The organism is Pseudomonas sp. PB101 (assembly GCF_009764265.1).
Taxonomy (GTDB): Bacteria; Pseudomonadota; Gammaproteobacteria; order Pseudomonadales; family Pseudomonadaceae; genus Aquipseudomonas.
In genome coordinates, this window is the sequence record NZ_RWIR01000094.1 from 1 (window position 1) to 12,802 (window position 12,802).

The window sequence follows — 12,802 nt, forward strand, 5'->3', positions numbered from 1 at the left end:
TCCCATCCCGAACTCAGCAGTGAAACGATGCATCGCCGATGGTAGTGTGGGGTTTCCCCATGTGAGAGTAGGTCATCGTCAAGATTAAATTCCGAAACCCCAATTGCGAAAGCAGTTGGGGTTTTGTCTTTAAAGTAGAAACATCAAGAATTCGCTGGCACGTCGCTACAGACGGACTGGCACACAGAATTTCTTGACGACCATAGAGCGTTGGAACCACCTGATCCCATCCCGAACTCAGCAGTGAAACGATGCATCGCCGATGGTAGTGTGGGGTTTCCCCATGTGAGAGTAGGTCATCGTCAAGATTGAATTCCAAAACCCCTGTCTGCTAACGCAGACAGGGGTTTTGTCGTTTCAGGGGTACTGAAAAGCCTGGATTTTGCTCAGGGCTCAGGGCTGTTGAGGTAGCGGGTAATGACCTCTACCCCACGATTGAGGTGATGTTCGAGCAGCTTGACGGAGAGTTCGACGTCGCGGTCCTGGGCAGCCCGCAAAAGGGCCAGGTGGTCGTCCTGGGACAGTTTGCCCAGGCCCATGGCTTCCAGGTTGAAACGCAGGAAGCGTTCTTCCTCGTTCAGGCCGTCTTCGACCAGTCTCAACAGCCGACGGTTGGGCGCCCGGCTATAAAGCGCCATGTGAAACAGGCGATTGAGCCGGCCGATTTCGGTGTAGTCGTTTTGCGTTTCAAGTTCGTCGATGTAACGGGCGGCCTGTTCGAGATCTTCGTCCTCGAGCAATGGCACCGAGAGACGCAGGGCTTCGGATTCCAGCAGGATGCGCAGCGCGTAGGTTTCCACGGCGTCGCCCTGGACCAGAGGCGCGACGATGGCGCCCTTGTGGGCAATCACGGTGAGCAACGCCTGTGCTTCGAGTTGGCGCAGCGCTTCGCGTACAGGCATGCGGCTGACGCCGAACAGGTCGGCGAGATCTTGCTGGCGCAAGGCCGCACCGCAAGGTATGCGCCCGTCGAGTATGGCCGCGCGCAGGGTTTCTTCGATCACCGAGCGTGCCAGATGTGCGGGAATCGGCCCGTTGACCTTGATACTGCTGAGAGGGTTGGGCTTTTGTGTCACTAAACGCACCCTGAATGTTGAAAATTTTTTGGATCCAAATGACACTAGTGATTGCCTGACGCCTTGTCAAACAAGCGACGAGTGCCTTTTCTGCAGTTTAGCGCGCCGCCAATGATCTCACCGTGCCATTGTCTTTTTCCGGTCTAACCTTCACCATTTGAACGACTCCCTCCTGCCCATCCAGGATGCCTCGCATTGGCGGCATGTTTAACGATCCCCCGGATTTTACGCTGGCTGTGTAGCGCATTGCTGCTGGCTGGCGTGATGCTGGGCAGCTTGAGTGCAGATTGGGATTTTTCCCTGATCAGCCGGCGGGCGCAGGCATTGTACGGGCCTTTGGGAGAAGGTCAGCAACGCATTAATGATTGGCAATACTTGTTGGCCAGTCAGAAGCAGATCGGCGAGTCGGAACAGCTCAATGTGGTCAATCGCTTCTTCAACAAACAACTGCGATACGTTGAAGACATCGATCTGTGGCATGAAGTCGACTACTGGGAAACCCCGATCGAAGCACTCTGGAAGGGCGCCGGCGATTGTGAGGACTACGCTATTGCCAAGTACTTCAGCCTGCGTCACCTCGGTGTAGCCAGTGAAAAGCTGCGTATTACCTACGTCAAGGCACTGACTCAGAACCGCGCGCACATGGTGCTGACCTACTATTCGAGTCCGGAGGCCGAGCCCCTGGTGCTCGACAGTCTGATTGATGCAATCAAGCCGGCCAGCCAACGAAAGGATTTGCTGCCGGTCTACTCTTTCAATGCAGAAGGGTTGTGGTTGCCGGGTGCCAAGGGCAACAAAAAGGTCGGCGATACCAAGCGTCTGTCACGCTGGCAGGATGTGTTGAAGAAAATGCAGGCCGAAGGATTCCCGGTCGAGACGACTAACTAGGAGCACACGCTCAGATGTCTTTGTTCAAACAGCTGTTGATTGCTATCTGTCTGTTCCTGGTGGTCGCCTTCACCGGCAGTTTCATGGTCAGCCTGGAGAGCTCACGCACTCAGTACGTCAATCAGTTGCGCTCCCACGCCCAGGACGCGGCGACGGCGCTGGCGCTGTCCCTGACCCCGAACATCGACGACCCGGCGATGGTCGAGTTGCTGGTCAGCTCGATCTTCGACAGCGGTTACTACGCGAGCATTCGGGTGGTCGATCTGAAGACCGACCAGGCCCTGGTTGAGCGCACGGGCATTCCGGCGGTCAACAACGTGCCGGACTGGTTCGTCAAACTGATCGGCCTGGAGCCTGCCGGTGGTGACGCGATCGTCAGCCGCGGCTGGGAGCAGGCCGCCCGGGTAGAGGTGGTCAGCCATCCGATGTTCGCGCTGGCCAAGTTGTGGCAGAGCGCTTTGGGCAGCCTCGGCTGGTTGCTGCTGTGCGGCGCGGTCAGTGCGGTGCTCGGCGCGCTGTTGCTGCGTCAGCAATTGCGACCGCTGGATTACATGGTCCAACAATCCCACGCCATTGCCCGGCGAGAATTCCTCAGCCTGCCGGAGCTGCCGCGCACCCCCGAACTTCGTCGGGTCGTGCAGGCCATGAACCAGATGGTCGAAAAGCTCAAGGCGCTGTTTCAGGAGCAGGCCGAGCGCAGTGAAAAGCTGCGGGTCGAGTCTTATCAGGACTCGTTGACCGGGTTGGCCAACCGGCGTTATTTCGAGATGCAGCTCAATGCGCGGGTGAGCAACCCGGAGCAGGCCAGTTCCGGGTACTTGCTGCTATTGCGGGTCAAGGATCTGGCCGGTCTCAACCAGCGTCTCGGTGGCCAACGCACCGATGAAGTGCTCAAGGCCGTCGGTGAGCAATTGTCTCGCGAGTGCGCCAAATACCCGGAAACCCAGAATCTGGTCACCCGTATCCGCGGTGGCGAATTTGCCGTGCTGGCACCGGGGCTGGTGCGCGAAGAAGCGCTGCAACTGGCGCAAAACCTCGACAGCGCCCTGGCCAGCCTGCACGCTACCGGCGCCACTGATGTGCCTGCCGTGGCGTCTATCGGCCTGGCGCCTTTTGCTCACGGCGACTCGCCGCAAACCGTGCTCAGCCTGGGTGATCAGGCGCTGGCGCAGGCCGAAGGCCAGGGTGAGCAGAACTGGGCCTGTATCGACCACAGCCTCTCGGCCACTGTCGGTGATGATCACCACGCCTGGCATCGCATGCTCGACCAGGCGCTGACACAGCGGCGCTTCGAGCTGTATTTCCAGCCGGTAGTGGCCGCCCAGGACACGCAACTGGTCCTGCATTACAAAGTGTTGTCGCGATTGCTCGACGAACACGGCCAGACCATTCCCGCCGGACGCTTTCTGCCATGGCTGGAGCGCTTCGGCTGGACCGCGCGCCTGGACCGGCTGATGCTCGAGCGAGTGTTGGAGCAAATGAGCGAGCATGAGGAATCGCTGGCGCTGAACCTGTCGTCGGCTACCTTGAGCGATCCGCAGGCGCAGAACAAAATCTTCGAGATACTGCGTGCGCACTCCAACCTCGGCCCGCGCCTGACCCTGGAAATCGGCGAAGAGCAACTGCCTGACCAGGCGGTGCTGGAGCAGTTGACCCGGCGTCTGCGCGAACTCGGCTTCTCCCTGAGCCTGCAACGGTTTGGCGGACGCTTCAGCATGATCGGCAACCTGGCACGCCTGGGGCTGGCGTACCTGAAGATCGATGGCAGTTACATTCGCTCGATCGATCTGGAGAGTGACAAGCGCCTGTTCATCGAGGCAATCCAGCGAGCGGCGCACAGCATTGATTTGCCGCTGATTGCCGAGCGGGTCGAGACTGAAGGCGAGTTGTCGGTGATTCGCGAGATGGGGCTATACGGTGTGCAGGGGCAGTTGTTCGGCGAGCCCAAGCCGTGGAGCTGATCTGATTGCTCCCACGCAACGCTCGGGAATGATCGCGGGGTGCGTCAGATCAACCCGGTCTCTTCGTCATCGATCAATTGGCTCAGGCCACCCAGGGCTTCACGGGCCTGGTTACGGTCCATGAGTTTGGCCTGGGCCGCCGTCGGCAGGTCGGTGACGCGGATCACGCCTTTCTGGGTCAGCACCTGAATCAGGTCATCGAGTACCCGAATCATTTCAAAGTCGCTCTGCTTGAGCTGTTTGAGGCTGTTCTCTACCGCCGCGTTGGCAAACCAGGTCTGGATTTCATGATTGTCGGCCGGCAGCGTTTCCGTGGCCTCGGCATAGGCGGCGGGTTCCACACGTACCAACAGGCCCTGCGCATCGCGTTGCACGTAAAACATTGAGAGTCCCTCAGAATTGAACCAGCGTCATGCTGTCAGCAGCATAGGTCAACTGCACGCCAGTATGTGGCGCAGCGACGAAATCGTCACCGGGCAGTAGGTGCAAACGTGACGGCCGCCCCATAAGGAGCGGCCGCTTTCACGCATCAGCTGTTGTTGTGATCGATCTTGATGGTCGGGTCGCTACCGGCTATCAGGTTGTGCAGGTTGGCGCTGGACCAGTTGTTGCCTTCGAGCTTGATCGTCACATCCGGTGTGGCGGCTGCGGCGTTGCCCGAGTTGAACTGGCCGGTCGTGCTGACCTGCAGCGACGACACGCCATCGACCGTGGTGATCTTCAGGAAGTTGTCGATGGTGCTGCCGGTTTCGCCCTGCAACAGATCGCGCAGGTCGATCCGGTCGCCTTCGCTGGCCTTGAAGTCCTTGATCACGTCGCTGCCGGTGTCGCCCGCTTTCCAGACGAAGGTGTCACCACCGGAACCGCCAGTCAGGATGTCATTGCCCTTGCCGCCCAAGAGAAGGTCATTGCCGTCGCCACCGTCCAGCAAGTCGTTGCCGGTCCCGCCAAGCAGGATGTCATTGCCGGCGCCGCCGTAGAGTTTGTCGTCGCCGCCCTGGCCAAAGATGATGTCATTGCCGGCATTGCCCAGCAGTGTATCGGCACCGTCTTGAGCGCCAGACACATCGAACACGGTGTAGTGCTCGGTGATGTACTGGTGCACGTTGCTTGGTGTGACCTGGTTGGTTTCGACCCCGGTTTGCAGCCCGACAAAAGCCTGCAGCGAGGCGTAACCCTCGCCGGTGACGCTGTTGAAGCTGACCAGGTCGCCGAAGATGATGTCATTGCCATCACCGCTGTTGACGGTGTCTTTGCCCGGTAGCGTGGCCTCGCTGTGGCCGAGGATCGCGTTGGCCAGATCCGCAGGATTGATATTGGCCAACGGTTTGCCGTCGGTGGTGTTGTAGGGGGCCAGATCGCTTTCCTTGACCTCGTTGTTCAGGCCGATGGCCTGCACCGTCGAGTTGGCAGCCGCCAGCAGGGCAAATGCCGCTGCGGCATTGTTGGCACTGGTCCAGTCGACGTAACCATCGCCATCGTTGGCCGACAGCTCATAAGTGCCGTCACCTTGCGCATGAAGTGTTACGCCATTGATCTTGGAAGAGGTCCAGTTGTTCTTGGAGTCCACAGTCCATTTGTAAACGGAGCCATTGGCATCGACCAACAAGCGTGAGACACCGTCGATCATTTTGGAGAACGCATAGCCAGGCCTGTAGTCACCCACCTTCAACAGGCTGTCCAGAGTCAGGTCCGTGCCGCTCTTGTAGTTGACGACGACCGGGTTGGTCTGCTCACTGCTGGTATAAGCGGTTGGTTCACCGTCGGTAATGAAGTAGGTGAGATTGATCGCGTTCGGGTTGCTCTTCGCATCAGCACTGTAGAACCAGTTGGCGGTGGTCTTGAACACGTCCTCGTAGTTGGTGTAGCCACCCGATTTCATGCCGTCCAGAACCGACTTCAAGTTCGCCAGGGCATCCTTGCTGGACAGGTCGATCGAAATCGATGATTTGACCGTCGTGTCGAAGTCGACGAGGAACACCTTCACAACGCCCGGGTTCGCGTCTTTCGACGTTGCACTGGCGATCAGCGAAGTGAACACCGCCTCCAGAGACTTCTTCGCCGCCGCCATGGAGCTGTCGCCCATACTGCCCGAGCTGTCGACCATGAAGGCGATGTTGTAGTTCTGGCCTGGTGAGACCGTCAGCCCGCCGATATCCGACACGATGATGTCATTGCCACTGGTGCCGGTGACTGTGTCGTTGCCTGAGGTGGCAGTGAGCGGGTTGTAGACCGCCGGATTGATCGTGATCGGAATCTGCGTCGTATTGCTGGCCGAATCACCCTGGCTCTCGGTCGAGACTGCCGTGACGGTCAGCGTGTTGGTGCCGGTGGCGTACGGTGCCGGGGTGTAGCTCAACTTGCTGACATCCCACCCGCTGAGGTTGACGACGCCGCTACCGGTTGTGCCGGTAAAGGTGTGCGTGCCATCGGTCAGGGTCGCGCCCGCCGGGATGCCGGAGATCGAAGTAATGGTCTGGGTTTCAGAGCCATCAGTGTCCGCCGACGTTACCTTCAAGCCCAACGCAATGCTGCTGTTCTCGGCCACCTGGGTCGCGGTGGAAGTCACGATCGGTGTATCCGCGACCGCAGTCACGCTGATGTCCAGCGTGGTGCTCGAACCGGTGTTGGTGGTGTAGGTCACAGTCGGAACCTTGCCACTCCAGTTGTCGGCCGGGGTAAAGCTGTATTCGCCGTTGGCGCCCAGAGTCAGCCTGCCCACGTTTGCGATGGTGGCAGTGCCCCCTGCGGTGTACTCGGTGCCCCCGATCGTGAACTTGGTCACGGTGAGGGCGTTATCCACATCGCGGTCGTTGGTCAGTACGTTACCGGTGGCGACCTTGTCCTCGAGGGAGGTTTTGAGGTCGGCAGCCAGCACACTCGGGTCGTCGACCGGGGTGACGCTGATGTTCAGGGTCGAGGTGACGTTGGGTCCCAGGCCGTCGGTGACGGTGTAGCTCACCGTCGGCACCGTGCCGTTGTAGTTGGCGGCCGGGGTGAAGGTGTAGGCGCCGTTCGCCGCGATCAGCAAGGTACCGACGTTGACGATGGTCGCCGTGCTGCCGGCGGTGTAAGTGGTCCCGTTGACGGTGAAGTTGACCACGCTGACCGGGCCGTCGACGCTGCTCGTGCCAGTGAGGACGCTGCCGCTGAGGGCGGTGTCTTCCAGGGTCGAGACCGTTTCGCTGGCGTCGGTGAAGTTGTCGTTGACCGGTGTGACACTGATGTTCAGGGTCGAAGTGTCGTCTGTACCGGAACCGTCGGTGACGGTGTAGGTGACGGTCGGCACCGTGCCGTTGTAGTTGGCGGCCGGGGTAAAGGTGTAGGCGCCGTTGGCTGCGATCACCAGGGTACCGACGTTGGCGATGGTCGCCGTGCTGCCGGCCGTGTAAGTGGTCGTACCGATGGTGAAATTGACCACGCTGACCGGACCGTCAACGCTGCTCGTGCCACTGAGGACGCTGCCGGTCAGGGCGGTGTCCTCCAGGGTGGAGAGCGTTTCATTGGCGTCGGTGAAGCTGTCGTCGACCGGCGTGACGCTGATGTTCAGGGTCGAGGTGTCGTTCGGTCCCGAACCGTCGGTGACGGTATAGGTGACGGTCGGCACCGTGCCGTTGTAGTTGGCGGCCGGGGTGAAGGTGTAGGCGCCGTTCGCCGCGATCAGCAGGGTGCCGACGTTGGTGATGGTCGCGCTGCTGCCGGCCGTGTAAGTGGTCCCATTGATGGTGAAGTTGACCACGCTGACCGGGCCATCGACGCTGCTCGTGCCGGAGAGGACACTGCCGGTGAGGGCGGTGTCTTCCAGGGTCGACACCGTTTCGTTGGCGTCGCTGAAGCTGTCGTCGACCGGCGTAACGCTGATGTTCAGGGTCGAAGTGTCGTTGGGTCCCGAACCGTCGGTGACGGTGTAGGTAACAGTCGGCACCGTGCCGTTGTAGTTGGCGGCAGGCGTGAAGGTGTAAGCCCCGTTCGCCGCGATCACCAGGGTGCCGACGTTGGCGATGGTCGCCGTGCTGCCGGCCGTGTAAGTGGTCGCACCGATGGTGAAGTTGACCACGCTGACCGGGCCGTCGACGCTGCTCGTTCCACTGAGGACGCTGCCGGTGAGGGCGGTGTCTTCCAGGGTCGACACTGTTTCGTTGGCGTCGCTGAAGCTGTCGTCGACCGGCGTGACGCTGATGTTCAGGGTCGAGGTGTCGTTGGGACCCGAACCGTCGGTGACGGTGTAGGTGACCGTTGGCACCGTGCCGTTGTAGTTGGCGGCAGGCGTGAAGGTGTAGGCGCCGTTCGCCGCGATCAGCAGGGTACCGACGTTGGCGATGGTCGCGGTCTGGCCGGCGTTGAACGTGCCGGTCACACCGTCGATGGTGAAGTTGACCACACTGACCGGGCCATCGACGCTCGAGGTGCCGCTGAGGACGCTGCCGGTCAGGGCGGTGTCTTCCAGGGTGGAGAGCGTTTCATTGGCGTCGGTGAAGCTGTCGTCGACCGGCGTAACGCTGATGTTCAGGGTCGAGGTGTCGTTAGGTCCCGAACCGTCGGTGACGGTATAGGTGACGGTCGGCACCGTGCCGTTGTAGTTGGCGGCCGGAGTGAAGGTGTAAGCCCCGTTGGCTGCGATCACCAGGGTGCCGACGTTGGCGATGGTCGCCGTGGTACCGGCCGTGTAAGTGGTCGCACCGATGGTGAAATTGACCACGCTGACCGGGCCATCGACGCTGCTCGTGTCGGTCAGGACGCTGCCGGTGAGGGCAGTATCTTCCAGGGTCGACACCGTTTCGTTGGCGTCGCTGAAGTTATCGTTGACCGGCGTAACGCTGATGATCAGGGTCGAAGTGTCGTCCGTGCCGGAACCGTCGGTGACGGTGTAGGTGACGGTCGGCACCGTGCCGTTGTAGTTGGCGGCCGGGGTGAAGGTGTAGGCGCCGTTTGCTGCGATCACCAGGGTACCGACATTGGCGATGGTCGCCGTAGTGCCGGCGGTGTAAGAGGTCGCACCGACGGTGAAGTTGACCACGCTGACCGGGCCATCGACGCTGCTTGTGCCGGAGAGGACGCTACCGCTGAGGGCCGTATCTTCCAGGGTCGACACCGTTTCGTTGGCGTCGGTGAAGCTGTCGTCGACCGGCGTGACGCTGATATTCAGGGTCGAGGTGTCGTTCGGTCCCGAACCGTCGGTGACGGTATAGGTGACCGTTGGCACCGTGCCGTTGTAGTTGGCGGCAGGCGTGAAGGTGTAGGCCCCGTTCGCCGCGATCACCAGAGTGCCGACGTTGGCGATTGTCGCGGTCTGGCCGGCGTTGAACGTGCCGGTCACACCTTCGATAGTGAAGTTGACCACGCTGACTGGACCGTCAACGCTGCTCGTGCCACTGAGGACGCTGCCGGTCAGGGCGGTGTCTTCCAGGGTCGATAGCGTTTCGCTGGCGTCAGCGAAGTTGTCGTTGACCGGCGTGACGCTGATGTTCAGGGTCGAAGTGTCGTCCGTGCCGGAACCGTCGGTGACGGTGTAGGTGACCGTTGGCACCGTGCCGTTGTAGTTGGCGGCCGGGGTGAAGGTGTAAGCCCCGTTCGCCGCGATCACCAGGGTACCGACGTTGGCGATGGTCGCCGTGGTACCGGCGGTGTAAGTGGTCCCGCTGACGGTGAAGTTGACCACGCTGACCGGGCCATCGACGCTGCTCGTGCCGGTGAGGACGCTGCCGCTGAGGGCAGTATCCTCCAGGGTCGATACCGTTTCGTTGGCGTCGCTGAAGTTATCGTTGACCGGCGTAACGCTGATATCCAGGGTCGAAGTGTCGTTGGTTCCCGAACCATCGGTGACGGTGTAGCTGACGGTCGGCACTGTGCCGTTGTAGTTGGCGGCCGGGGTGAAGGTGTAAGCGCCGTTGGCTGCGATCACCAGGGTGCCGACGTTGGCGATGGTCGCGGTCTGGCCGGCGTTGAAAGTGCCAGTCACACCTTCGATGGTGAAGTTGACCACCGTGACCGGACCGTCAACGCTGCTCGTGCCGCTGAGGACGCTGCCGGTGAGGGCGGTGTCTTCCAGGGTCGATACTGTTTCGCTGGCATCGGTGAAGCTGTCATCAACCGGGGTGACGCTGATGTTCAGGGTCGAGGTGTCGTTAGGTCCCGATCCGTCAGTGACGGTATAGGTGACAGTTGGCACCGTGCCGTTGTAATTGGCGGCCGGAGTGAAGGTGTAGGCGCCGTTCGCCGCGATCACCAGGGTACCGACGTTGGCGATCGTCGCCGTGCTGCCGGCGGTGTAAGTGGTCGCACCGATGGTGAAGTTGACCACGCTGACCGGGCCGTCGACGCTGCTCGTGCCAGTGAGGACGCTGCCGCTGAGGGCGGTGTCTTCCAGGGTTGAGACCGTTTCACTGATGTCGGTGAAGTTGTCGTTGACCGGCGTAACGCTGATGTTCAGGGTCGAGGTGTCGTTGGGTCCCGAACCGTCGGTGACGGTGTAGGTAACAGTCGGCACCGTGCCGTTGTAGTTGGCGGTCGGGGTGAAGGTGTAGGCGCCGTTGGCCCCAATCACGAGGGTGCCGACATTGGCGATGGTTGCCGTGCTGCCGGCTGCGTAGGTGGTATCACCAATGGTGAAGTTGACCACGCTGACCGGGCCATCGACGCTGCTCGTGCCGGTAAGGACGCTGCCGCTCAAGGCGGTGTCTTCCAGGGTGGAGGGCGTTTCGTTGGCGTCGGTGAAGTTGTCGTTGACCGGCGTAACGCTGATGTTCAGCGAACTGCTCGAGCCGGTATTGGTGGTGTATGTCACCTGTGGGACGTTGCCATTCCAGTCGGCAGCCGGCTTGAAGGTGTAGTCGCCGTTGCTGGCAATGATCAGCGTACCGACACCCGCGATGGTCGCGGTCTGGCCAGCGCTGAAAGTGCCGGACACTCCGTTCACGCTGAAGCTTGCGACGCTCAGGGCATTATCGACATCGTGGTCGTTGGTCAGCACGTTGCCGACCGCGTTGTGATCTTCTTCGACGGTGATCCTGTCCGCCTGCAGCACACTGGCGTCATCGACGGGAGCCACGTGCACCACCAGTGGCAGCGAGGTGCTTGCGCTCGGGGCATCGCCGTCTTTGGCGGTGGCCGTCACGGTCAGGGGGATGTCGCCATTGAAGTTCGTCGGCGGTGTCAGTTTGAGCGTGGACAGGTTCCAACCCGTAATGTCCACCGACGTCGAGCCGTCGGCAGCATTGAAGGTGTGGGTGCCATCGGTGAGCCTGGCGCCCGCTGGCAAGCCGCTCAGTGTAAGAGTGAGCGATTCCGAACCGTCGACGTCATTGGTGTGGGCCTGGATGGTGGACAACAGGATCGCGTTGTCTTCAAGGCCGGAGTTGAGCACCTGAGTGACATTGATGTTGTCCAGCACGCCGCCCAGGCTGTTGCTGTCCCCGGCGCGGAACTCGAGTTTCTGGTTGCCATCGGCAGTGACCGGAATGTCGAAGCTGTAGTGCTGCATGCCCGGGGTCGAAGTGTTCAGGGTGCCAATGAGCTGGTTGCCCCAGTACACGTTGATCAGCGAATTATCTACGCCGGCGCGCGGTGCATAGTCGAGCGACACGTTGTACGTGGTGCCGGCCTTCGCATCGATAGTGGTGTAGAGGTTGCTCGCATCACCGGTATTACGCTCAAGCTCGATGACCTGGTTATTGCCGCCGGCACCGTAGACGCTGGCTTTGCCGATTTCGACCGCGCCCCCGCGGTTGTCGGTGTGCCAGACGCCGTTGCCGAGCCTGCTGACATCGAGGTCGAGGGTCGAACCGCTGACAGCGACTTCCTGCAAGTCGGTCGAGGCAACCATGCCGCCACCGGTCAGCGACAGGCTCGGGGTATCGGTGACTGGCGCAACGACGATGGTGCCGGTCGCCGAAGTAGCGGAAGGCATGCCGCCGTTGTCGGTCGAGCTGTAGGTGAAGTTGGTGGTGCCACTCCAGTCGCCGGTGGGTTTGAAGTAAACCGTCGCGCCATTGGCTGTCGCGGAGATCACGCTGCTGCTGGTGAGCTCGATGGTCCCGGCGGCGTCTGCGTAAAACTTGCCGTTGGCCGGCAGGCTGGTCAGGGTGAAGTGGTTGACGCTGCCGTCAATGTCACTGCCGCCAAGCTGCACGGCGATCACATGATCTTCATCACCACTGGCCGAGGTGGAGTTAACGGTTGGAGCGTCGTTGACCGGGTTGACCGTGATGTTCAGCGTGCTGGTGGAGTTGGTGTTGGTGGTGTAGCTGACCTGTGGAACCGCGCCGTTCCAGTTCGCGGCAGGGGTGAAACTGTAATCGCCGTTGGTGGCAATCGTCACAGTGCCGACGCCGGCAATAGTCGCGACCTGACCCGCGGTAAAGGCGCCGGGGACGCCCTGAATGGCGAATGTCGCGACACTCAGAGCGTTGTCGACATCGATGTCATTGCCAAGCACGTTGCCCGTTGCAACGTGGTCTTCATCGACGGTCTTGGTATCTGCGATCAGGACGCTCGGGTCATCGACCGGAGTGACGTTGATGTTCAGGGTCGAGGTGACGTTGCTGCCGGAACCGTCGGTGACGGTGTAGCTGACGGTCGGCACCGTGCCGTTGTAATTGGCGGCCGGGGTGAAGGTGTAGGCCCCGTCGGCGCCGATGACCAGGGTGCCGATGTTGGTGATGGTCGCGGTGCTGCCGGCGGCGTAGGTGGTGTCACCGATGGTGAAGTTGACCACGCTGACCGGGCCATCGACGCTGCTCGTGCCGGTGAGGACGCTGCCGCTCACCGGTGCGTCTTCAGCGGTGGTCACGTTTTCGCTGAGGTCGGTGAAGCTGTCGTCCACCGGGGTGACGCTGATGTTCAAGGTCGAGGTGACGTTGCTGCCGGAACCGTCGGTGA

General features: G+C 61.1%; 5 protein-coding genes and 1 rRNA gene. 3 read left to right on the forward strand and 3 right to left on the reverse strand.

All coding sequences use genetic code 11. The annotated features are described in order from the left end of the window. Nucleotides 1-192: 192 nt before the first annotated feature. Nucleotides 193-308 (forward strand): 5S ribosomal RNA (gene rrf / locus EI969_RS29710). A 78-nt stretch (nt 309-386) separates the two neighbouring features. On the opposite strand, the gene EI969_RS29715 is transcribed toward rrf, so the two are convergent. After that, complete coding sequence (locus tag EI969_RS29715) at nt 387-1,076, reverse strand: GntR family transcriptional regulator (RefSeq protein WP_160390826.1); 690 nt, start codon at nt 1,074-1,076, stop codon at nt 387-389. A 195-nt stretch (nt 1,077-1,271) separates the two neighbouring features. Between EI969_RS29715 and lapG the strand changes: the two genes are divergently transcribed. Continuing rightward, nucleotides 1,272-1,964 (forward strand): cysteine protease LapG, encoded by a 693-nt coding sequence (gene lapG / locus EI969_RS29720; protein WP_160390827.1) that lies wholly within the window; start codon nt 1,272-1,274, stop codon nt 1,962-1,964. 14 nt (nt 1,965-1,978) lie between these two features. Beyond that, nucleotides 1,979-3,925 (forward strand): cyclic di-GMP receptor LapD, encoded by a 1,947-nt coding sequence (lapD, locus tag EI969_RS29725; protein WP_160390828.1) that lies wholly within the window; start codon nt 1,979-1,981, stop codon nt 3,923-3,925. 44 nt (nt 3,926-3,969) lie between these two features. Here the strand turns inward: lapD and EI969_RS29730 are convergent, their stop codons facing one another. Beyond that, nucleotides 3,970-4,308 carry a tryptophan synthase subunit beta gene (locus tag EI969_RS29730; RefSeq protein WP_160390829.1) on the reverse strand — a complete coding sequence of 113 codons (339 nt, stop codon included), beginning with the start codon at nt 4,306-4,308 and terminating at the stop codon, nt 3,970-3,972. A gap of 146 nt (nt 4,309-4,454) precedes the next feature. Beyond that, nucleotides 4,455-12,767, reverse strand: a complete 8,313-nt coding sequence (locus EI969_RS29735) for a tandem-95 repeat protein (RefSeq protein ID WP_305989815.1) — start codon at nt 12,765-12,767, stop codon at nt 4,455-4,457. Nucleotides 12,768-12,802: the final 35 nt, after the last annotated feature.